This window comes from Aliivibrio kagoshimensis, from assembly GCF_050337105.1.
GTDB classification, from domain to species: Bacteria; Pseudomonadota; Gammaproteobacteria; order Enterobacterales; family Vibrionaceae; genus Aliivibrio_A; species Aliivibrio_A kagoshimensis.
This window is the reverse complement of sequence record NZ_JAKJSQ010000046.1, coordinates 12,257-35,703: the sequence shown is the minus strand read 5'-3', so window position 1 is coordinate 35,703 and position 23,447 is coordinate 12,257. Positions and strand designations below refer to the sequence as shown.

Genomic DNA, 23,447 nt, shown 5'->3' with positions numbered 1-23,447 from the left:
GATTAAGGCCACTCAGTTCATTGAGATTATTTTTTGATAATCTATTCACGAGTGCCCACACAAATTGCATGGTCAAATTGTTAAAGAGCAATTCTTAAACTTTCAAACCTTTCGGTTAGTTCGTTTAAGTGGACGGCCATTTTAGCGAATTAAGTTACCGTGTCAAACACTTTCTTAAACTTATTTCTCGTGGCTTGTAGTCCTACCGACTGAGCTAGAACCCTTTATGGCTCTTGGTTTCTAAAAGAAGAAGCCGCTCCGTGTCAGTGAGGACGCATTATAGGGAGTTCGATCCCATTGGCAAGTGCTTATTGTGATTTTTTAAATAAAAAGAGTTCAGCCGCTCAATAAACAGACGATTTGTATTTTTTGCAGCCAAACGTTATTTATTTGTTACTTATTGCTCCGCAATCAGTCGGTTATTTTTCACTGATAAACGAATAATCTTATCCATTTCTAACTTACCGGAAAGAAGATCTTTTGCTAATGGGTTTTCAACTCCATTCTGAATCGTACGTTTTAATGGTCTTGCTCCAAATACCGGATCAAAGCCTGCATCTGCAATTAAACTTAACGCCTCATCACTTATCGATAGCTCATAACCTTTATCTAATAGTCGCTGTTCTAACATTTGAAGCTGAATCTTAGCAATCTCTTTAATGTGCTCTTTCAATAATGGGTGGAAGACCACGCTCTCATCGACACGGTTAATGAACTCAGGCCTGAATTGTTGTGATACCACGTCCATCACTATTGATTTCATCCCTTCATAATCTAGTTGATGGATGTTTTCCTGTATTTGGTCAGAACCTAAATTCGATGTCATGATAATTACGGTGTTTCTAAAATCAACCGTTCTACCTTGTCCATCAGTTAATCGGCCATCATCAAGTACCTGTAGGAGAATATTAAAGACATCAGGATGCGCTTTTTCTATTTCATCTAATAAGATCACAGAATAGGGGCGCCTTCTAACGGCTTCTGTTAAGTAACCGCCCTCCTCATACCCAACATAACCCGGAGGTGCTCCGACTAGCCTGGCGACCGAATGTTTTTCCATAAACTCAGACATATCAATTCGGACCATCGCACTCTCATTATCAAACATGAAGTTCGCTAGTGCTTTACACAGTTCGGTTTTACCTACCCCTGTCGGCCCAAGAAATAAGAAAGACCCAATCGGTTTATTAGGATCGGAAAGTCCAGCTCGACTTCTACGAATAGCATTAGACACGGCTTCGACCGCTTCAGATTGCCCAATCACTCGGTGGTGTAGAGCGTGCTCCATTTTCAGCAGTTTGTCTTTTTCACCTTCCAGCATCTTCGCCACTGGAATTCCGGTCTGTTTTGACAATACTTCTGCTATTTCAACTTCAGAGACTTTATTACGCAGCAGTGTCATCTCTTGCATCTCTGCTTGAGCAGCCAAATCTAACTGCTTTTCAAGCTCTGGGATCCGTCCATATTGCAGCTCTGACATTCTATTGAGATCACCTGCACGCCTGGCTATGTCCATATCTGTTCTAGCTTGCTCTAATTCGGACTTAATATGTTGCGTGCCCGATAGTGCTGCTTTTTCTGCTTTCCACACCTCTTCCAGTTCAGCGTAATCCCGCTCTTTGCCTTTGAGTTCTTCATTTAAGACACTTAATCTTTTCAAACTTGCCGAGTCGCTCTCTTTCACTAATGCTTGCTGTTCAATTTTTAACTGGATAATACGTCGTTCCAGTTTATCCAACGACTCAGGTTTGGAGTCCATCTGCAGGCGTATACTTGAAGCCGCTTCATCGATCAAATCAATCGCTTTATCTGGCAGCTGGCGATCAGACACATAACGATGAGAGAGCGTTGCCGCTGAAACGATGGCTGGATCGGTTATCTCTACGTGATGATGTAGCTCATAACGCTCTTTCAATCCACGCAAAATAGCAATGGTGTCCTCTACACTTGGTTCGTTCACAAGTACTTTTTGGAACCGTCTCTCTAAGGCAGGATCTTTTTCAATGTTCTGTCGATATTCATCAAGGGTTGTCGCACCCACACAATGGAGTTCACCACGAGCAAGAGCTGGTTTTAGCATATTCCCCGCATCTATTGAGCCTTCACCCTTACCAGCGCCAACCATAGTATGCACTTCATCTATAAACAGAATGACTCGCCCTTCCTCTTTTGCCAGCTCATTCAATACCGCTTTGAGTCGCTCTTCAAACTCTCCACGATATTTTGCCCCAGCAACCAGTGAACCCATGTCTAATGAAAGGACACGCTTATTCTTCAAACCTTCCGGAACTTCACCATTAATAATACGCTGCGCCAATCCCTCAACAATGGCAGTTTTCCCCACACCAGGCTCACCAATGATAACGGGATTATTTTTTGTTCTTCGCTGTAAAACTTGAAGGGTTCGACGGATTTCGTCATCACGTCCGATTACGGGATCTAATTTCCCTTGTTCAGCACGCTCGGTGAGATCGATGGTGTACTTATCTAACGCTTGACGTTTTTCTTCTGCATTTTGGTCATCAATCTTTTGTCCACCACGGATCTCTTCGATCGCTTTATTGGCATTCTGCTCAGTTAAGCCTAGATCACGTAGTAATTTTCCTAATGACCCTTTATCTTCAATCGCCGCAAGAATGAATATTTCAGAAGAGATATAGGTGTCTTTACGTTTTTGTGCCAGTTTATCGCACATATTAAACATGACACCCATGCCACTAGAGAGTTGTACATCCCCTCCTGTTCCTGTCACTTTTGGCAGTTTGTCCAATAACTCACTTAATTTTGAACGTAACTGAGTGACATCCACATTCAGCATGGTCAACAGCGGTCGAATGGTACTGCTATCTTGATTAAGCAGAGAAACCATTAAATGCACAGGCTCGATATAAAGATGATCTCGCCCAAGCGCTAATGATTGAGCATCGGAAATCGCTAATTGAAACTTGCTCGTAAATCGATCTAAACGCATGACAAACTCTCCACATAAAACGTCTTCTTAATTAAAGAATAGATGGGCGCATTTGTTTATATTTTCAAGCTTAAAGTTGAGATTGGATTGATTAAGATCAGGATATTAGAAGTGAGGAGTGCTACTCAAGCCAGATAAGCGTGGCTTGTCGGCCTGTTTGTCCCTCTTTACGATATGAGAAAAAATCTTGGTTATTTTGGTAGGTACATAGATTAGAGTAGTAAATATCGAGAACGCCAACACGATTTAACCGCTGAGTGGCTAAAAGATTCATGTCTGCTAACCATTTTCCACTACTGCTGGCTGAAAAGGCATCCTCTGCTTGCGTATCCACATCGATAAACTGCTGCTTCACTTCATCTCCGACTTCAAAACTCGCACGACCAATCGCGGGACCAATCCATGCCATTAAATCAGTGCAATCTAATGCTTTGACGGCTTGTTCAAGAATACCATCACACAACCCACGCCAGCCGGCATGTACTGCAGCCACTTTCGTTCCCGCTTTATCACAAAAAAGCACAGGAAGGCAGTCGGCAGTCATCACGCAGCAGACTTGATGTTTAGTGCTCGTTAATGAACCATCAAGGTTATTACCTAACGATGTAGTGCTTGCTAAAGGCAGAGAGATAAGGTTAGTAGAGTGAGTTTGGTTAAGCCAAACTGGTGCACTAGGCAGCTCACCAGCTTTTAGTAATAACAAACGATTTTTTTCAACTGAATGAATATCATCTCCAACATGAGCCCCAACATTAAAACTGTCAAATGGGCTCTGACTGAACCCATCCTTTCGTAACGTACTTAACGCTTTGACATTGTTAGCTGCTGGCCAGTTTGGAATGATGAAATTCATCAGATCTCGTCTTCACCCTTTTCGAGCATATCCGCACGTAGCATTTCACGCAGTGCGATAATATCATCTGGGATAGGGGCAAGGAATTTTACTACTTCACCGGTAATTGGATGTTCAAATTTTAGCATTGCCGCATGAAGTGCTTGACGATCAAAGCCTCTTAACATACCGATAAGCTCTGGTGATGCTTCTTTAGGCAAACGAGGACGTCCACCATACACCTGATCTCCCACTAATGGGTGTTGAAGGTGCGACATGTGCACACGGATCTGATGGGTACGACCTGTCTCAAGACGTAAGCGGATACGGGTATGAATTCGATAGTGCTCAGCCACTCTAAAGTGAGTTACCGCATCTTTTCCTAACTCATGCACAGCCATCTGGGTACGCTTCGTTGGGTGACGACCAATCGGTTTCTCAATGGTGCCACCAGCGGTCATTTTACCAATAACAATCGCTTCATATTCACGTGTGATTTTATGCTTTTGCAATGCACGTACCAAACGAGTTTGAGCACGAACACTTTTTGCAACCACCATGAGGCCGGTTGTGTCTTTATCAAGACGATGCACGATGCCTGCTCGAGGAACTTCTGCAATGTCTGGATAGTGATGCAATAGGGCATTCAAGATCGTACCATCTGGCGTGCCAGCACCTGGGTGAACCACTAAACCTCTTGGTTTATTGATGACTAGGATATCTTCATCTTCATAAACGATATCTAATGGAATGTCTTGGGCAATCCAACGCTCTTCATCATCAAGGTCAGCGCGGATAACGATCTCTTCGCCTCCATATACACGAATGCGAGGTTTGGCAACCACTTTACCATCCATGACAACGCTGCCGTTTAAAATCCACTCTTTCACTCGCGCACGAGAGTAATCTGTGAACAATTCTGCCACTGCTTGATCAATTCGTTGACCAAGTTGACTCTCTTTTATCGTATCTGTTAATTCTATTTGTTGGGCCATATCGAACTTTTTCAAAAACCATGGGACTAATAAGTCGCACGCTAGGTAAATAGATGTAATAATCCTATTGTATCCGCTATTGGACTTTTTCTATATCGGATTCTCTGTTTTTTTATCAAGGAAGCTTTTCCAGCAATGAAACGCCTAACTATTTCAGCTCTATTATCTGTCGCATTATTGGCAGGTTGTTCAAGCAGTGACGACATCGTTCCGGACACTCCCCCCGCAGAACTCTATTCTGAAGCCCAACAGTCACTGAAAACTGGAGACTGGACCAATGCGATAAAGAAATTAGAAGCACTTGATTCACGATACCCTTTTGGCGCTTATTCCGAACAGGTTCAATTAGATCTTATTTTCGCTTATTACAAGAGTGATGATCTGGCGTTAGGGCTTGCGAGCATCTCACGTTTCAATCGTTTGAATCCAACTCATGAGAAATCAGATTGGGTACTGTATATGCGTGGTTTGACCTATATGGCGCAAGACCGAAGCTTTATGCATGACTTGTTTAATATTGATCGCTCAGATCGCGATCCTGAGCCAGCTCGCTCTGCTTTTAAGGATTTTAAGAAGTTGCTTGAGCGCTATCCAAATAGTCTTTACGCCAATGACGCTAGAAAAAGAATGGCATCACTTAAAAACCGCTTAGCCAATTATGAACTGGCCACTGCCGATTTTTATATTCGACGTGAAGCGTGGATATCAGCGATCAATCGTAGCCAAGAATTACAGCGTACCTACCCAAACACCAATGCGGCAAGAAAATCTCTTGAACTCATGTTGGTTGCTTATGAAGAACTGGAGTTGGATGACGCAATATTGCGTACTGAGGCGATGATTGCCGCAAATCCTGCAGATTAAATAACAGTTAGAATATTGACGAAAAGAGCAGTGAAAAGTTGGGGTTGAACTCAGCCCCTAAAAACCTTCATTTCTAGTGCTCAGCCCCCCCATACTCTAATATTTTTTCATTGGCATCAAGTCATTCTGAGCAAATAAATACAATCTTTTTGTTTACGATCACAGTTGAAATTGTTTATTCGCGCTCATGACAAAAAAGTGATCTGGATCACATTTATTTTTACTGAGATAAGTAATCTGAAGTTAACCCAACAAGGGGTCGTATAGAGGAAAGCATTTATGACAGTAGAAATCATCGGCACTAACATCGACATTACTCCTGCTATTCGTGAACGTATTGAGGCCAAGTTTAAAAAATTAGATAAATGGCAAGCTGATATCACAGGCCGTCATGCTGGAATTACTAAACGTGCAAATGGCCAACACAAGGTTGAAGCATATATTTCTCTTGCTGGAGGCAAACTCGTTGCTTCGGCGGAACAAGATGACCTATTTGGTGCAATTAGAGAGACACTACAAAAATTAGAACGCCAAATGAACAAGCAGCAACACAAATCTGAGTCGCGTAGAGCGAGTCATTCAGAATCACCAGTAGAAAATGACATTGAAGAAGAGCTGGATTCTGAAGAGGTATAAATACCCAAATTAAAAAACAAGGATACTAATACAACAACGCCTCAATGCTTGCATTGAGGCGTTGTTGTTTATGATGATATAAATTTCTTGACGATAACAGCTGGCTTGCTTATTGTGATTATCATAACGAAAATACAAAATCTGGCTCAACTGGCTGAGACAAATCGAATTTAGAAGCCTCCACTGAATCGGAGGCTTTTTTAAGGAATAAAACATGACGGAACCGCAATACTCACTTGATGAGATCAGATTAAGACTAAACGATATTGATAATGAGCTTTTAACACTGATCTCTGAACGAAGAAAACTCAGTATTGAAGTCGCTAAAAGTAAAGTCGAGACGTCAAAACCAGTACGAGATGCCAAACGAGAACAGCAACTTCTGGTTAAATTGATCAATAATGGTAAGAAGCACAATCTAGATGCTCACTACATTACACAACTGTTCCATACTATTATCGAAGACTCGGTGCTACTTCAGCAGCAATACTTACAGAATCTCGCTAATCCTCAGTTAAGCCGAAAACCAATTGCAAGAGTCGCCTATCTCGGGGCTAAAGGCTCCTACTCCAATTTAGCCAGTCGACGATATTTCAGTAAGAAAAACACTGAACTCGCGGAGCTGGGTTGTGAGAATTTTAAAGAAGTGGTTAAAACAGTTGAATCTGGTCACGCTGAGTATGGTGTACTACCGATTGAAAACACCAGTTCTGGTTCAATCAATGAAGTGTTTGACCTATTGCAGCACACCACTCTTTATATCGTAGGGGAAATAACCCAGTCGATTGACCACTGTATTTTAACAACATCAGACAGCTCATTAGAGGACATTACAACCCTCTATTCTCACCCGCAGCCTTTGCAGCAGTGCAGTGAATTTTTAAGTCGCTTAGACAGTGTGGCGTTAAAATCCTGTGTCAGTACCGCTGACGCGATGGTTGCAGTAAAAGAACTAGACTCTCCACATGTTGGTGCTATTGGTAATGCATCCAGCGGTAAACTGTATGGACTTCAATCGATTCACGGTAGCATTGCGAACCAAACTGAGAACTATACTCGCTTTATTGTCGTTGCCCGTAAGCCTGTCGAAGTATCAGAGCAAATCCCTTCAAAAACGACGCTGATCATGTCAACCGCCCACGACGCTGGTTCATTGGTTGAATCATTATTAGTGCTTCAAAAACACAACATCAACATTAATAAACTAGAATCTAGACCCATCCTTGGCAACCCGTGGGAAGAGATGTTTTATATGGATTTAAAAGCCAATATTAAATCTGACGAAATGAAACTGGTTATTGATGAGCTAACGGTAATTACTAAATATCTCAAAGTACTAGGTTGCTATCCCATTGAAAATGTAGAACCGGTACAACCGAATATCAAAGAGTCCTAATCCCCTCACTGATACAACCCGCCACCCTCTCTATGGCGGGTCTTTTTGAGTCAAGTTCAAATAAATGACACCTATATGCAACATTTGCATAAAAAAACCTTATGATTGTTTGCCTAATGAATCACAAGGCTAATTTTGACTGTCAAGCACTTAACGAATATTGCTTTTTTTCTTCTCTTATTGGTTACTTCCCTTTATGCAAAAGCAAGCTCTTCCACGTTAACAATCCTCAATTGGGAAGGCTACCTATCTCCCCAAGTCATTGAGATATGGGAACAAAAAAGTGGCAGTACTCTTGAGCAACTCTTTTTCAGTAATATGGCGCAACGAGATGAAATCATTAGTAACAATCAATATGGCAATATCGATTTGATCGTCAGTGATGAAGTTACTGCGCGCTACTTTGCTTCAAAAAATCAATTCGCTCCTCTTTCAAACACCGAAGTACCTAATCTTATCAACTCAAATAAAAGCTGGAGAACGCAGTGCGGAACTCACTCAGCCCCCTATTTTTGGGGCTCTTTAGGTCTAGCGTATCGAAGTGATAAATTGAAGCAGCCACCAAACTCTTGGCACTCGATTCTACAACCTGAAAAATACCTCTCTGGCCATATCAGTATGTTGGGAGATTACTCTGAACTACTGCTTCCCTCCTTGTTTGTTAGACACCAGAGTGTGACAAGTAACGATAAGCGCTTACTCAATGAAATACACCAAGAGCTGTTAGAACAGGTTCCTTTCATGTTGGGATACGGCAACCCTACCACTCTCATTACTCAAGCGAATAATCGACAACAACTCTATCTCGCCATGGCGTTTAGTGGTGATGAAGTCACGTTAAATTCCGAGACACACTCCAAACAGTGGAAGTTCATCATTCCCAAAGAGGGCACTCTGATTTGGGTAGACTGCTTAGCGGTTGCACATACCAGTAAGAATAAAAAGTTAGCCTATGATTTCATTAACTTTATAAACAGAAAAGAGATAGCAAAGATCAACGCTCAAAGTATGGGGTATTCACCAACAACTGATCAACATACATTAACCAATGCCCAGTTTTATTCACATCAAGATCGCTCAAGCATCTATGAAAAAAACACTATCGCCGCTTCGATCATGAAGTCGTTTAAAACGTTACAGGCCACTCGTCAATGAACTTAAGCAAGCGTCTTATCGTATTAATTATTCCCGTTATTTTATTGAGCTACGGTTTAGTCACTTATAAGATATTTAATGAAGAGAAGTCTGCAATCCAACAGCTTGAAAAGCAGAAGATTGCCCTTGGTCTGTCTGAGCTAGCCAGTTATCACTCCTACTATTTAACCTTTTTGAATAGTTATGTCTATGCTCTTAAAGAGAGTGGCACGCTTCAAGAGTTCATCCATAATAGTGATGACCAGTATCGCCACATTGATTTGAGTGAATCACTAGACAGAGCACTATCTGAGCTAGATATGAGCCACAGCGCCATCACCTCTGTCTCTTTGCTTTCACCACAACTCCAGACCCTGTTTTATTATGAGAGTAGCCAGGATCCTTTTGCTAAGCAGCCGCAAGAACAAAAAGAGTTCGTTCAACATGAGTTAAATGCTTTGCAGAATCAAAAATCAGGGCTGGTCACAAATCAAGAGGGACAGACCTCACTCATACGATACATGTTAATTGATACCCGAACGTTATCGACAGCTGAGGCAGGTCAAGTAGACCATACCTTGGCATTGACCGTAACTATCGAAGCACAACAATTAAACCTGAAAATTATGCAGATGAATGGCTACTACCAGACAGAAGTAACCTTCTCTGATAGCCGTGTTCTTCCCCATGATTCACAGGCTCATACCGTCGCACTGAATAATAATACCTACCTCTTTTTTAAGCCCAATGCTCACTACTTAGATAGTAAGATTTCCTCACTATTTGTTCGCTTAATTAGCGGGTTTCTACTCCTTATTATTACCTCAACAGCAACACTGCTGATTTTGATACGTCACTATGTGATCAACCCAGTATGTCAATTGGATAAACAACTCAACCAGCTCGATTGCAAAGCGATAGAGAATTTAACGCCATCTGGTAAGAATGATGAAGTCGGTCGCCTATCCCGTAAGTTTCACAATATGTATAGCGAACTTAATGCCGCATACCTGAAAAGCAAACAACTCGCTGAAAATGATCAACTGACTCAACTCGCTAACCGGTATCGCTTTAACAATGAAGTCGAAAACCAGCTTAACCATTGTGACCCCGACACACATAAGATCAGTATTATCTATATTGATCTCGACAACTTTAAGACCATCAATGACCAATATGGCCATACCATTGGTGATCAATTACTGGCTGACTTTTCTGAACAGTTAACGCTACTAATTGATAACTTTAGTTCTACGCACCGTCAATATTGTATCGCAGCCCGCCTTTCCGGTGATGAATTTGCCATTGCGATCACATCGGAACGTTTAGGGCAACAACTTGAAAGCAAACTATCAGCAACTATTATCAGTTGGTTTCATTGCGGTTATCGCTTTAAAAATAACACATTACCAGTAACGGCCAGTATTGGTATCGCTTGCTTTCCTGATAACGGTGTTGATCTCGACCAACTCATCTCTAAAGCCGATACCGCTATGTATCAAGCAAAAAAATTAGGAAAAAATCAGCTCTTTTATTATTCGCAGCAATTAGACCAAGAGATGCAGCGCATACAACAAATTGAGAAAGAGCTGAGAACGCACAATTTTGATGACATTTTTAATCTGGTTTACATGCCCTATGTTCATGCATCGAATAAGCAGTTAATTGGTTTTGAAGCTCTATTACGCTGGAGTTCTCCAACTTTAGGTCTCGTCAGCCCTGATGAGTTTATTCCTATTACAGAAAAAATTGGCTTGTATGCTTCGATCGATCGCTGGGTATTAAAAAACGCCATGTCTTATTACCACACATTGGCGCAGATCGTTGGCTTTAAATTTCAGCTCTCTATCAACCTATCTTCTGCCAACTTAAACTCCATCAATTTGGCCAACTATATTATTCAGATATCTGAACAATACCGAATCACACCAGAATTGATTGAATTAGAGTTAACGGAGACCTTTGATGCATCCGTCACTCAATACTCTTTACTCTGTAAGCTGAACGAATACGGGTTCCAATTAGCTATTGATGATTTTGGTTCAGGCTTTACCTCTATGACACAGTTAGCAGAGTACCCTGTCCAAAAAATCAAACTAGACCGAGTTTTCTTAAATACACTGAGCAACAGTAAAAAAAGGCAGATAATCAAACCCCTTATTGAGCTTTGCCATTCACAATCGATGATAGTGACAGCCGAAGGAATTGAAACAGAAGAGATGTCTCGATGGTTATCAGACTTCCAATGTGACCTACTGCAGGGGTACTATTATGGAAAACCTATGGCACTCAACGAAATCCCCCAATGGTTGTCAGATTATGAAAGAAGGCAAATAAATGAAAACAGTGATTATCTCATCGCTAAACCCAGCTAAAATCAGTGCTGTTAAAGAAGCGTTCACCCTCAGTTTCCCCGGGCAAACCTTTGACTACATAGGAGTGTCTGTAGATAGTGAAGTTCCAGACCAACCGATGAGTTGTGAAGAGACAAAATCAGGCGCATTAAACCGAATTAAAAATGCCAAAATGGCCTTTACTGGTGCTGACTATTACGTTGCCCTTGAAGCGGGGATTGAAGGAAATGTCACTTTCGCTTGGATGGTAATTAATGACAATATTCGTCATGGTGAGTCACGTTCGTCCAGCTTAATGCTTCCACCAGCCGTCATAAAAGAGGTGGCGAAAGGTGACGAATTGGGTGATGTCATGGACAGACAGTTCAACACTGACAATATAAAACAGAAAGGCGGAGCCATTGGATTACTCACCAACAACCTACTAACTCGAAGTAGTGTCTATCAGCAAGCGCTCATTTTAGCCTTGATTCCGTTTGTTCACTCTGAGAGGTTTTAAGTCTCGATTCAATCCGCCTTTTTCTCTTCAGAAAGCAGGGTCTGTAACCACTCTTTATCGAGTTCAGAGTGGTTTTTCAACTCATTCGATCCGCGCGTAATTGTCGCAATACCTACCCCTAATAATTGGCTAATTTGCCGCTGGCTTAAGTCGCCTTTTAATAACTCATGAAAAATATTCACCCGAGCTAATAATACATCTCGCTCATCGGGAGTCATCAGCATAGTGAGCAATAGAGAGTGTTGCTCATCATCTGCAGATTGTTTAATTAAATCCATAAGCTGTTGCCAATTATTAAAATCGGGGGTTAATGACATGACGACCTCATTTCGATAGACAGGTGAACATTATATACCGAAATTTATCTCTAGCCTTAGTGTTAATATCGTGTTTTCCGCTCACTTTGACTCAAAAAGCTTCCCTTGACGCCTAAAAGATCACGATAGTAAGTCTCAAACATCAAGATATTCTGTACATAACCGCGTGTCTCTTTGAACGGGATAGACTCAATGAATGCATAAGCATCAAGTTCACCATTGGTTCTTTTACGCCACTGTTTCACTCGATGAGGTCCGGCGTTATAACCTGCTAAAGCATATATACGGTTATCTTCGTACTGCTCAAGTAAGCCTTTCAAATAACTACTACCAATATCCATATTGACTGAAATATCATATAGACTGTCGTCCCCTTGATATGTAATCCCCATCTTTTTAGCAGTATATCTCGCGGTTGTTGGCATGATCTGCATAAGACCTCTTGCCCCAACAGGTGAGTTAGCTTGTGGGAACAACGCACTCTCTTGTCTAGATAGCGCCATCATAGTAATTTTATCCACACTGGATTGATCGCTGTATATGTCAAACCACCCTTGATGTGCAATGGGAAAACGTAAACTAATATGCCCCCACAATCGGCCCTTGATAGTGGCCAATACAGTGAAATGGGGCCAGCGCTGCTCTGAGGCATACGAAGCAAGCTCTAAGGCCTGTTTTTCATCACTTCGTTTTAATAAATATTGCCATTCGGATCTAGCAGATGAGAACTTATCGAGGATTAATAACTCTTTAATACGAAGTAATGACGGTTCAAACTGTGCAATATTTTCAAAGCTATTGGCTGCCACCCTCATCGGATAGCGAATCGGTTTATTCAACGCATTCGCCGCTGCTACACTGTAAAAATTACGTTGGCCGAGCAGTTTAGCAAGTCGTTCTTTGCCTTCACTCTCTTTGCCCGTTTCTAGTTCCGCTCTCGCTTTCCAATACTGCCAACGCAGACTGAGTCGCTCCTCTTTAGGCAGCAGAGCAACCCAACGTTCAATCCCCTTCCAATCGACTTCCTGCACCGCTAAGCGAATTCTACGTTCAATCAACTTGATCGATGATGCGTTCTCGATCACTTTATCTCGCCAAGTAATCAGTTCATCATTACTGGTGGTAAACAGACGAAAAGCCGCGTATTCGGAGAGTGATTGCATGGTTTCTGCAGAAAGGTGCTGTCCAGTCACCGTCAGCGGGTACTGCTTAACCGCCTCTTTAATGTCTTTTCTAACCAGTCGTTTGTAGCTGATTTCCACTAAGCGTTGATTTAATGCAGTCACTTTACTTCGTTTGGAGAATTCAGCCACTGTTTGCGGGTTCTGATATAGGTCGAGAATGTCGCGACCCATTTTCTCACTATCCTTACTGTTCAGCTTTGAATTCAAGTGTTTTAGTAACCCTGCATTTTTCTGCTCAAAGACCAATAACATTCTTTGTAAAATCAACTCATCTGTCAGTTGATTTGCACTGTTCCACGCTTTAATTAACGGGTCACAGGCATCATCAATCGAGGTGCCTTTTAACCACAACTTATTGGCGCCTTGCCACGCGGCTTTCTCTTCACCTTGTGCCAATTTTGCCCGGAAGTAATAACATCGTAGATTTTCACTATGCGGTTCGTTCGGGAAGTACTCGGTAAAGTCATCCCATCTTTTACGGCTACCTAACGTTGTTAAGTAGTAATAAGGCAGCGAACTCACAAAAGGGAGCTCATCATACTGTTTAGAAAAAGAGCTAATTTCATCTGGCGTTTTCTGCTCCAACTTCTTTAGTAGAAAGGAGTAATCAAGATAGGGCGTTAACGAATAGTGTTCTAATTTTTTACGAAGTCGTTGATACTCGTTAAAATCATTATTTGCTAAGCTCTGTTGCGCTAATTTATAGTTTTGTCGTTGCTGCTCTACCGCTGTTGTTGCATTAGTTTGCGCACTAAAAGCAACAATTAGAGTAATTGTGAATGCGACTCTCTTTCGAATCTGTAGGCAATGTCCACGTAACGTCATACTTATTGGGACCCTTTAACAACTGAATAGATTTATATCCATTTTAAACCGAAATTTGCATTTAAAACTGGTAAACTTTGTATCAATATTAGTAAAACTATCAAACGACTTCAAAGTTTTGGAATCATTTTCATTAATCAACATTATTGAGACTTAATCGGTTATGGCTGAATACGTATATACAATGTCTAGGGTGAGCAAAATTGTGCCCCCGAAAAGACAAATCCTTAAAGACATCTCTCTCAGTTTCTTCCCAGGCGCAAAAATTGGCGTATTGGGCTTAAATGGCTCAGGTAAATCAACACTTCTTAAAATTATGGCTGGCCTTGATACCGATATTGATGGCGAAGCACGCCCGCAATCCGGTCTAAAAGTAGGTTATTTACCTCAAGAGCCGGTTCTAGATGAGTCAAAAACCGTTCGCGAGATTGTTGAAGAAGCTGTTTCTGATGTCGCTGGTGCATTAACTCGCCTTGATGAAGTGTATGCCGCTTACGCAGAAGAAGGGGCTGATTTTGATGCACTAGCCAAAGAGCAGGGCGAACTTGAAGCGCTGATTCAATCAAAAGATGGTCATAACTTAGAAAACGCGCTCGAACGTGCAGCCAATGCATTAAGGCTTCCAGAGTGGGACGCTAAGATTGAGCTTCTATCTGGTGGTGAACGCCGCCGTGTAGCTATTTGCCGGCTGCTACTAGAAAAGCCTGACATGTTGCTCCTTGATGAACCGACCAACCACTTGGATGCAGAGTCTGTGGCTTGGTTAGAGCACTTCTTGGTAGATTACAGCGGAACCGTTGTGGCAATTACCCATGACCGTTATTTCCTTGATAATGCTGCTGGTTGGATTCTTGAACTTGACCGTGGTGAAGGGATCCCTTGGGAAGGCAACTACACCTCATGGCTAGAACAGAAAGATGACCGTTTGAAGCAAGAAGCCTCTACCGAAAATGCTCGCCAAAAGACCATTGCCAAAGAGCTGGAGTGGGTTCGTCAAAATCCGAAAGGACGCCAAGCTAAATCAAAAGCGCGTATGGCTCGATTTGAAGAACTGAGTACTGGCGACTACCAAAAACGAAATGAGACCAATGAGCTGTTTATCCCACCCGGTGAACGCTTAGGTGACAAAGTTCTTGAAGTGACCAACCTAACCAAATCGTTTGGTGATCGCGTCTTGATCGATGATCTTAGCTTTAGTATGCCTAAAGGCGCTATTGTCGGAATTATTGGTGCCAATGGCGCCGGTAAATCAACACTGTTTAAAATGTTAAGCGGCACAGAAGAAGCAGATTCTGGTTCCATTGAACTGGGTGATACGGTGAAGTTAGCGTCTGTTGACCAGTTCCGCGACAGCATGAACGATGACAATACGGTTTTCCAAGAGATCTCTGAAGGCTCCGATATTATCCGTATCAACAACTACGAAGTTCAATCTAGAGCTTACTGCTCGCGCTTTAACTTCAGAGGCAATGATCAGCAGAAGCGCATTGGCGACCTCTCTGGTGGTGAACGTAACCGTGTTCACTTAGCGAAGCTTCTTAAAACGGGTGGTAATGTTCTGTTACTCGATGAACCGACCAATGACTTAGATGTTGAGACATTGCGAGCACTGGAAGAGGCTCTTCTTGAGTTCCCTGGTTGTGCCATGGTTATCTCACATGACCGTTGGTTCTTAGACCGTATTGCAACTCACATTTTAGATTATCGCGATGAAGGCCAAGTGAACTTCTTTGAAGGTAACTATACGGAGTACAGTGATTGGATTAAGAAAACACTAGGTGCTCAAGCTGCGGAACCTCACCGCATAAAATATAAGCGTATAAGTAAATAGTGACTCCACAGCATTAAAGCCAAGAATATTGGCTTTAATGCTGCCTTTCAGTCCTGATATCACAATTTACAAAACCGACAAGGTAATAATGGTAACTTAGTTCAATTCCAAGACAGCAAAAACGTTTCATTTTTCTCTTTCGTGATATAACTTGTCTACTAATCGCTAATTTACAGTACTCCATACACTATTTATGCCTGATAACTTTCGAATCTCCATCTCACACAACAAAGGCACTCACTTTATTTCGGTTTCTAAAAAGACTCGAAACATTGTGTTCTCATCCCTTGTCACCATTATTTTGTCTTTAGTGTTAACCACCATTGCCGTTAAGCACTTCTATTTCAAAAGCACCGTCTCCTCTCAAGCGATCACTGAGCTAGAGAGCGACCAGCAAGCGCTGCTTGGGAAACTTCAAGAGAAAAACCTCAATCGTAATGAGTTAATTAAGCAATTAGCACAAAAGCAGAGTGATCTGCTGGTTTTAGAACAACGAGTTCATGACGTTGAATCCGTCTTAGGGATCAATAGCAATCCAGAAGAAGAGCGACAATCTTCATTTGAACAGGTATTAGAAAAGCGTATTGATACTGCGGTCATCGACTCATCAGTCCGTTCAACCATGTTTCGGATGATCCCTAACGGTATCCCTCTTGAAATCAGCCGATACTCTTCAAAATTTGGCCGTAGGACCAACCCAATTACTAAGAAGCGTCATAACCACCTAGGCATAGACATGACCTGTAAGCGCGGAACTGAAATTTTTTCACCCGCGGATGGTGTTGTCGAGTATGTTCGACCGAGTAATAAAGGGTATGGCAATCTATTGAAGGTTCAGCATAGCTTTGGTTTCATGACCATGTATGCGCATCTACAAGGCTTCAATGTAAAGATGGGACAGTTTGTTAAAAAAGGCGATCTTATTGCTAAATGCGGTAATTCCGGCGATTCAACAGGTTCGCACCTGCATTATGAAGTGCGATTTTTAAGACGAGCTATCAACCCCCAACCATTTATGGACTGGACACCGGATAAATTTGAACTGCTTTTTGAAAAGGAACGCAGCATAAAGTGGCAACCTTTGGTGGCGGTATTCAACAACCTAGTGAAAATGCAGGTTCAGTTAACGCAAATCCCAACCATAAAAGATCAAAAAACGGTCGCTAATATTGAATCGGATATCGTCGCAAAAAATCACTAATCCCAATGAATTAGAGACAAAAATGCCGTGAATTATCACGGCATTTTTATTGCTGTAGATGTTTATATAACGTGCTGATTAACTCTCGCGATGAATGGCATCATGAGCTTGTCTAAGTAGGTTCTTACTCTCTTTCATAAACTGTTGTGAGTAATCGCCAAACCACGTTTCAACCTCTTTAAATGACTCAACAAACTGAGGTTTGTCTTTATTTTCTAAAAGGGATATTGCATCACCAAAGCGTTGATGGAAGCGTTTTATCATCTCCAAATTCTCTGGTGCAGACATAATAATATCAGCATACAGATTTGGATCTTGAGCAAACAAACGACCCACCATGGCAATCTCTAACCGGTAAATTGGTGAGCTTAAACTCAGTAATTGCTCAATATTGGGATCTTCTTGAGAAAGGTGGAGACCATAAGCGAAAGAGGTAAAGTGACGAAGTGCTTGAATCAAAGTCATACCGTTGTCATGATCCATCGCATCAATGTCTCTAATCGTTGCTCCCCAAATCTGAAACTGCTCTTTTAACCAGGCATACTGCTCAGGATAGCGTCCTTCACAGCATACAATGACCTGCTTAGCCAAACTTGGAATATCAGGTCCAAACATGGGATGCAGCCCTACCACCGGGCCACTGTGTACTTCTAACATGGCCTGTAAAGGCCGACGTTTAACAGAGGTTAGATCACACAAAATGCAATCCGCTGGTAAGTTTTTCAGCTTAAGAATCGTCTCTTCAGTAAGATCAATCGGAACTGAAATCACCACCATACCTACATCCGATAAAATCTGATCGGCACGATCCCAGTCATTACGACCTAAAATTCTAACCTCATAGCCAGACAGAGAGAACATGCGTGCAAACAGACCACCAAGTTGCCCATGACCACCCACAATCACTATCGGTTTAAGTGTCGGTTTTAAGCACTTAAAACCAGAGTCATTTTCACTGCTGTAAGACTCTCGCATGGTACGACGAAGGATATCTTCTATCAGAGCACCAGGTACCCCTTTACTCTCAGCCTCTTCACGGCGCGAGGCCAACATTGCCGCTTCACGCTCAGGTACATAAATAGGGAGGCCATGTTTACTCTTAACTTCACCTACTTTTTCCACCAAAGCCAGACGTCGAGCTAATAGCTCAACCATCTGCTTATCTACATCATCAATATCGACTCTTAACTCGTCCAGCTCCGCTGACATCACCCTATCCTTTCAAACGATCTTCTAAAAATGGTACCAATTCTTTGTGCGTATGACGTAGTAGTGTCTCAGTTACTGCCCAGTTAATACAAGCATCGGTGATTGAAACACCGTACTCCATCTCATTTCTAGGCAGATCGGCAGATTGATTGCCTTCATTAAGATGGCTTTCAATCATTAAACCAATAATTGAACGGTTGCCTTCTCTTATTTGATGGATAACATCTTCAGCAACGAGTGTCTGTCTGCGGTAATCTTTACGTGAATTTGCATGACTGCAGTCAATCATCAATGAGGCATCTAAATCTGACTTGGCCATCTCTTGCTCGCACTCAGTGACAGAGACAGAGTCATAGTTAGTCTGTGGACCACCACGTAAAATCACATGACCGTCTGGGTTTCCTTGAGTATTCAGAAGAGCGACTTGTCCTTCACGGTTGATCCCCATGAACTTGTGCCCTGACGCTGCTGCTTGCATAGCATTAATTGCAGTAGAAAGGCTACCGTCAGTACCATTTTTAAATCCTACCGGCACAGAAAGGCCGCTGGCCATCTCACGGTGAGTTTGTGATTCTGTGGTTCTTGCACCAATAGCAGCCCAACTGAATGTGTCACCAATGTACTGCGGTGAGATAGGGTCTAATGCTTCTGTGGCTAATGGAATCTCCATTTCAGACAGTTGAACCAATAACTCTCTGGCGATATGTAACCCACCCTCAACGTCAAAGGAACCATCTAAATGAGGATCGTTAATCAATCCTTTCCATCCAACTGTAGTTCTCGGTTTTTCAAAGTAGACTCGCATCACCATGTATATTTGATCGCCTAACTGCTCAGACAACGCTTTAAATTTCTTTGCATACTCCAGCGCGGCATCAATGTCATGGATTGAACAAGGGCCACAAACGACCAATAAGCGGTGATCTTTTTTATGGATAATGTTTGAGATTGTTTCACGGGAGGTTTGAATAAACTGACGCGCTTTGTCACTCAGTGGCAACTTCTCTTTTAGTTGATTTGGCGTAATCAACACTTGTTCATTACTAATGTGAATATTACTTAATGGACTCTTTTTCATCTCAAACACCCTGTAAACTTAACTTTCCAAAATTGTTTTTCATCGTTAACAAACGCTGTAAACACAAGATAACAAGTTCTCAGCTCATTGCAAGTGTAAAGCAATAAAAACATAGCTGTAAATATAAATTTACAGTTAACTAATAATGATCGTTATCGCCTACGTTATAATCACCCCATCCTCGCTGCCACTCCATTCGAAAACGTTGTGAGTCTTCCTCGCTGTCACACACTCCATTATAACTTTGGCCCGATAGGCCGATTTGATAGGCATGATTTGGATTACAGTACTCAGAAATGCCCGTTAAATAGCCCTCTTCATAAGATGAGTAATCCACAGATTGAGTACTATTTTCACCTAGCTCACTCAAACGGTTCGGCGTTCTTTGATTCAACCCTTTAGAGCCATCACGAAAACCAAGTTCTTGCCAGCGTCCCTCTTTTGCCAATTCACTGATGCCACTACTGCAACCGACCAAAGTAATCACCGTTAAAGCTAATAGACACTTTTTCATTATAATCCCTCATATGAAAAAAGGTGTGCTGAAAACAGCACACCTTTTATAGCACTTTTGACAATCGTCTCGTGTGCGTTACTTCTTAGTAAGTTTCTCTCTGATACGAGCTGACTTACCAGAACGCTCACGTAGGTAGTACAACTTGGCACGACGTACTGCACCACGACGCTTGACAGTAATGCTGTCAATGATAGGTGAGTGAGTTTGGAAAGAACGCTCAACGCCTTCACCGTTCGAGATTTTACGAACTGTGAATGCAGAGTGAAGTCCACGGTTACGAACTGCGATTACAACGCCTTCGAATGCCTGTGTACGCTCACGCTCACCTTCTTTTACTTTAACCTGAACTACTACAGTATCACCTGGAGCAAATTTAGGTATGTCTTGTCTTAGTTGCTCTTCTTCAAGAGCCTTGATGATGTTACTCATTGTAATAATATCCTAGAATAAACTGATACTAATTTCTTAACTATTACTCTGCTTATGTTCACGAATGAACTGAGCAAGTAATAATTCCTGTTCGTCAGTCAGAGCTAGATTTTCCAAGAGCTCTGGTCTTCTTAACCAAGTTCGGCCTAACGACTGTTGTAGTCGCCACAGACGAATATCCTGATGGTTTCCGGATTTCAGTACCTTAGGCACTTCAACTCCATCTAACGCTTCAGGACGAGTGTAATGTGGACAATCTAACAAGCCATTTGCAAAAGAGTCCTCTTCTGCTGACGCAAAGTCTCCTAATACACCAGGAATAAACCTAGCGACAGAATCGATTAACGTCATGGCGGGTAGTTCACCACCTGTAAGCACAAAATCTCCAATTGACCATTCTTCATCAACTTCAGACTGTATTATGCGCTCATCGATACCTTCATAGCGGCCACAAATAAGCAATAAATTGTCATTTGTTGCCAACTCCTCAACACCCGCTTGATCCAGCTTACGGCCTTGAGGTGATAGGTATATTACTTTCGTCTTTCCCGGGGCAGACTGTTTGGCGGTTGTTATGGCATCGCGCAAAGGCTGAACCATCATCAACATACCAGGGCCGCCACCGTAAGGTCTGTCATCGACAGTACGATGTTTGTCATAAGTGAAATCTCGAGGATTCCATGTTTCTAATGACAACAAACCTTTTTTAACCGCTTGGCTAGTGACCCCAAAATCAGTAACCGCTCGGAACATTTCAGGAAAGAGGCTTATTACGCCAACCCACATGTGTTCACTCGCTATACTTAGGGGCTAGAATCCAGGATCCCAGTCAACTTCGATCCGTTGAGCAGTGCGATCAATTGATTTGATTACCTGCCCATCAAGAAACGGGATTAAGCGTTCCTTTTTACCAAAAGCATCTTTGAGGTTTGCTTTGACTACCAAAACATCATTGGAACCCGTTTCCATTAGGTCTACGACCTCGCCAAGACCGTAGCCTTGAACGTTGGTCACTTCCATTCCAAATAATTCACGCCAGTAGAACTCATCTTCTGACAATTTTGGTAAAGCGCTGGCAGCAACTCCAATTTCAAGATTAGTGTATGTTTGAGCTTCTTCTCGAACATCTAATCCATCCAGTTTGCAGACCAAACCTTTGTGGCGTTTCCAGCTCTCAACAGAGATCTCGACCCACTCACCCCGAACATTTACATGTAAGGGTTTATAATCAAAAATGTTTTCAGCTATATCTGTGTAAGAAACCACTTTCAACCAACCACGAATACCATAGGAAGATCCAAACTTACCTACAACAATAATTTCGTCTTGCTTACTCATTGATTCTTTACCTTCAACCGACACTAAATTAAGCCGCTTTTTTCGCGTCTTTAACTAGTTTTGCTACGCGATCAGACAGACCAGCACCTTCGCCGACCCAATGGTCAACGCGGTCAAGATCTAAACGAAGACCTTCTTCCTGTCCTTTAGCTAGCGGGTTAAAGAAACCTACTTTCTCAATGTAACGACCTGTTGCTTTATAGCGCTGGTCAGCTACAACGATTTGGTAGAATGGACGCTTCTTAGCGCCGTGACGTGCTAAACGAATGGTAACCATATCGTCCTCTTTATTACTTAAATAAAATCGGCCCCGAATTTGTTTACGGGGCCTCGTGCCAAAATAAAGCCTCGGAATTTTACTCTTTCTCCGAGTCAATGCAACTGCTTTAGCTATTTTTTCACCACTATTTTCATAGGGGGATAAAATATCAACGACTAACGACCAGGAAAACCGCCGCCCATGCCGCCCATTCCGCCCATCATGCCTTGCATGTTGCGCATCATTCCCTTCATTCCACCTTTCTGCATTTTTTTCATCATTTTTTGCATTTGGGTAAATTGCTTAAGCATTCTGTTAACGTCTTGAACCTGAGTGCCTGACCCTGCTGCGATACGTTTTTTACGCGAACCTTTAATCAGCTCAGGTCTTTGACGCTCTTTCAGAGTCATCGAGTTGATGATCGCTTCCATCTGAACAAAGGTTTTATCACCCACTTGATCTTTAACGTTATCAGGGATTTTTGACATACCTGGCAGTTTATCCATCATGCCTGCCATTCCGCCCATGTTTTTCATCTGCCCTAGCTGCTCACGAAAATCTTCAAGATCAAAGCCTTTTTTCTCTTTGAACTTCTTCGCCATTTTCGCGGCTTTCTCTTGATCGACATTTTTTTCTAAATCTTCAATCAAAGAGAGAACATCACCCATTCCTAAGATGCGCGACGCAACTCGTTGTGGATGAAAGGCTTCCAACGCATCAGTTTTTTCACCGACACCTAAGAATTTAATCGGTTTACCCGTCACATGACGAACAGACAGTGCAGCACCACCTCGAGCATCACCATCAACCTTGGTTAATATCACCCCTGTTAATGGTAGCGTCTCTCCAAATGCCTTTGCCGTGTTCGCTGCATCTTGCCCCGTCATGGCATCAACCACAAACAGAGTTTCAACTGGATTAACCGCTTTATGAAGGTGTTGGATCTCCTCCATCATATTGGTATCAACCGCTAATCGACCCGCGGTATCCACAATTAAGACATCAAAGAACTTAAGTTTAGCTTCCGCTATGGCAGCGTGTGCGATATCTACTGGTTTTTGATCCGCAGAAGAGGGGAAGAAACCTACGCCAACATCTTCGGCTAAGGTTTCAAGCTGTTTGATCGCAGCGGGACGGTAGACATCCGCTGAAACCACCATCACTTTTTTCTTATCACGTTCAGTCAGTAACTTCGCCAGTTTTGCTACACTGGTTGTTTTACCAGCCCCTTGTAATCCAGCCATTAAAATCACAGCTGGAGGCTGACAAGAGAGGTCTAGGGCTTCGTTAGATTCGCCCATGATGGCTTCTAATTCAGCTTGTACAATCTTTATGAACTCTTGGCCAGGTGTTAGGCTTTTTGAGACGGTAACCCCAACCGCTCTCTCTTTAATTCGCTTTACAAAGTCACGTACGACAGGAAGAGCAACATCCGCTTCAAGCAGCGCCATTCTAACTTCACGCAGTGTCTCTTTAATATTCTCATCAGTGAGTCGACCTTTGCCACTGATGTTCTTCAGTGTACTGGATAGTCTGTCCGTTAAATTATCAAACATCTTGTTCGCCTTTAGTGCGATA

General features: G+C 42.3%; 21 protein-coding genes. 8 read left to right on the top strand and 13 right to left on the bottom strand.

The genetic code is table 11. The features are described from left to right. Positions 1 to 397: 397 nt before the first annotated feature. The 3 genes from clpB to rluD form a co-directional block, all read right to left on the bottom strand. Positions 398 to 2,971: an ATP-dependent chaperone ClpB gene (gene clpB, locus L4C32_RS14475; RefSeq protein WP_428197598.1), complete on the bottom strand. Its 2,574-nt coding sequence runs from the start codon at positions 2,969 to 2,971 to the stop codon at positions 398 to 400. Between the two features lie 121 nt (positions 2,972 to 3,092). Continuing rightward, a complete protein-coding gene (gene pgeF, locus L4C32_RS14470) occupies positions 3,093 to 3,824 on the bottom strand; it encodes a peptidoglycan editing factor PgeF (RefSeq protein ID WP_428197597.1) in 732 nt (243 codons plus the stop codon). Further along, the gene (gene rluD / locus L4C32_RS14465; protein WP_428197596.1) at positions 3,824 to 4,798 is read right to left on the bottom strand and encodes a 23S rRNA pseudouridine(1911/1915/1917) synthase RluD; all 975 of its coding nucleotides are present in this window, start codon (positions 4,796 to 4,798) and stop codon (positions 3,824 to 3,826) included. The genes pgeF and rluD overlap by 1 nt, the downstream gene beginning before the upstream one ends. A gap of 135 nt (positions 4,799 to 4,933) precedes the next feature. On the opposite strand from rluD, the gene bamD reads away from it, so the two are divergent. The 6 genes from bamD to yjjX all read left to right on the top strand — a co-directional run bounded on the left by bamD (position 4,934) and on the right by yjjX (position 11,681). Next, positions 4,934 to 5,662 (top strand): outer membrane protein assembly factor BamD, encoded by a 729-nt coding sequence (gene bamD, locus L4C32_RS14460; protein WP_428197595.1) that lies wholly within the window; start codon positions 4,934 to 4,936, stop codon positions 5,660 to 5,662. Between the two features lie 279 nt (positions 5,663 to 5,941). Further along, entirely contained in the window at positions 5,942 to 6,298 is a 357-nt protein-coding gene (gene hpf, locus L4C32_RS14455; protein WP_428197594.1) for a ribosome hibernation-promoting factor, HPF/YfiA family, read from the top strand. Between the two features lie 214 nt (positions 6,299 to 6,512). Further along, positions 6,513 to 7,694, top strand: a complete 1,182-nt coding sequence (locus L4C32_RS14450) for a chorismate mutase (RefSeq protein ID WP_428197593.1) — start codon at positions 6,513 to 6,515, stop codon at positions 7,692 to 7,694. Positions 7,695 to 7,829: 135 nt separating this feature from the next. Then, positions 7,830 to 8,849, top strand: a complete 1,020-nt coding sequence (locus tag L4C32_RS14445) for a polyamine ABC transporter substrate-binding protein (RefSeq protein WP_428197592.1) — start codon at positions 7,830 to 7,832, stop codon at positions 8,847 to 8,849. Further along, positions 8,846 to 11,203 carry a putative bifunctional diguanylate cyclase/phosphodiesterase gene (locus tag L4C32_RS14440; RefSeq protein WP_428197591.1) on the top strand — a complete coding sequence of 786 codons (2,358 nt, stop codon included), beginning with the start codon at positions 8,846 to 8,848 and terminating at the stop codon, positions 11,201 to 11,203. The genes L4C32_RS14445 and L4C32_RS14440 overlap by 4 nt, the downstream gene beginning before the upstream one ends. After that, positions 11,166 to 11,681 carry an inosine/xanthosine triphosphatase gene (yjjX, locus tag L4C32_RS14435; protein ID WP_428197590.1) on the top strand — a complete coding sequence of 172 codons (516 nt, stop codon included), beginning with the start codon at positions 11,166 to 11,168 and terminating at the stop codon, positions 11,679 to 11,681. Before L4C32_RS14440 ends, yjjX begins: the two co-directional genes overlap by 38 nt. 8 nt (positions 11,682 to 11,689) lie before the next feature. Here yjjX and trpR read toward each other — a convergent pair whose 3' ends face one another. Together trpR and sltY are read right to left on the bottom strand one after the other, a co-directional pair. Continuing rightward, entirely contained in the window at positions 11,690 to 11,998 is a 309-nt protein-coding gene (gene trpR, locus L4C32_RS14430) for a trp operon repressor (RefSeq protein WP_428197589.1), read from the bottom strand. Between the two features lie 62 nt (positions 11,999 to 12,060). After that, on the bottom strand, positions 12,061 to 14,007 hold the full coding sequence (sltY, locus tag L4C32_RS14425) for a murein transglycosylase (protein ID WP_428197588.1): 1,947 nt from the start codon (positions 14,005 to 14,007) through the stop codon (positions 12,061 to 12,063). Between the two features lie 163 nt (positions 14,008 to 14,170). On the opposite strand from sltY, the gene ettA reads away from it, so the two are divergent. Both ettA and L4C32_RS14415 read left to right on the top strand, forming a co-directional pair. Beyond that, on the top strand, positions 14,171 to 15,838 hold the full coding sequence (gene ettA / locus L4C32_RS14420) for an energy-dependent translational throttle protein EttA (RefSeq protein WP_428197587.1): 1,668 nt from the start codon (positions 14,171 to 14,173) through the stop codon (positions 15,836 to 15,838). 193 nt (positions 15,839 to 16,031) lie between these two features. Beyond that, positions 16,032 to 17,039, top strand: coding sequence for a M23 family metallopeptidase (locus L4C32_RS14415; protein WP_428197586.1), 1,008 nt, complete (start codon positions 16,032 to 16,034; stop codon positions 17,037 to 17,039). Positions 17,040 to 17,117: 78 nt separating this feature from the next. Here the strand turns inward: L4C32_RS14415 and tyrA are convergent, their stop codons facing one another. The 8 genes from tyrA to ffh form a co-directional block, all read right to left on the bottom strand. After that, entirely contained in the window at positions 17,118 to 18,248 is a 1,131-nt protein-coding gene (tyrA, locus tag L4C32_RS14410; RefSeq protein ID WP_428197585.1) for a bifunctional chorismate mutase/prephenate dehydrogenase, read from the bottom strand. 4 nt (positions 18,249 to 18,252) lie between these two features. Then, positions 18,253 to 19,326: a 3-deoxy-7-phosphoheptulonate synthase gene (locus tag L4C32_RS14405; RefSeq protein ID WP_428197584.1), complete on the bottom strand. Its 1,074-nt coding sequence runs from the start codon at positions 19,324 to 19,326 to the stop codon at positions 18,253 to 18,255. Between the two features lie 139 nt (positions 19,327 to 19,465). Further along, entirely contained in the window at positions 19,466 to 19,840 is a 375-nt protein-coding gene (locus tag L4C32_RS14400; protein ID WP_428197583.1) for a DUF2799 domain-containing protein, read from the bottom strand. Positions 19,841 to 19,918: 78 nt separating this feature from the next. Continuing rightward, a complete protein-coding gene (rplS, locus tag L4C32_RS14395) occupies positions 19,919 to 20,272 on the bottom strand; it encodes a 50S ribosomal protein L19 (protein ID WP_428197582.1) in 354 nt (117 codons plus the stop codon). A gap of 36 nt (positions 20,273 to 20,308) precedes the next feature. Beyond that, on the bottom strand, positions 20,309 to 21,058 hold the full coding sequence (gene trmD / locus L4C32_RS14390) for a tRNA (guanosine(37)-N1)-methyltransferase TrmD (RefSeq protein WP_428197581.1): 750 nt from the start codon (positions 21,056 to 21,058) through the stop codon (positions 20,309 to 20,311). Positions 21,059 to 21,082: 24 nt separating this feature from the next. After that, positions 21,083 to 21,634 carry a ribosome maturation factor RimM gene (gene rimM, locus L4C32_RS14385; protein ID WP_428197580.1) on the bottom strand — a complete coding sequence of 184 codons (552 nt, stop codon included), beginning with the start codon at positions 21,632 to 21,634 and terminating at the stop codon, positions 21,083 to 21,085. Positions 21,635 to 21,638: 4 nt separating this feature from the next. Next, entirely contained in the window at positions 21,639 to 21,887 is a 249-nt protein-coding gene (rpsP, locus tag L4C32_RS14380; RefSeq protein ID WP_428197579.1) for a 30S ribosomal protein S16, read from the bottom strand. A 158-nt stretch (positions 21,888 to 22,045) separates the two neighbouring features. Continuing rightward, positions 22,046 to 23,425 carry a signal recognition particle protein gene (gene ffh, locus L4C32_RS14375; protein ID WP_428197578.1) on the bottom strand — a complete coding sequence of 460 codons (1,380 nt, stop codon included), beginning with the start codon at positions 23,423 to 23,425 and terminating at the stop codon, positions 22,046 to 22,048. Between the last annotated feature and the right edge of the window lie 22 nt (positions 23,426 to 23,447).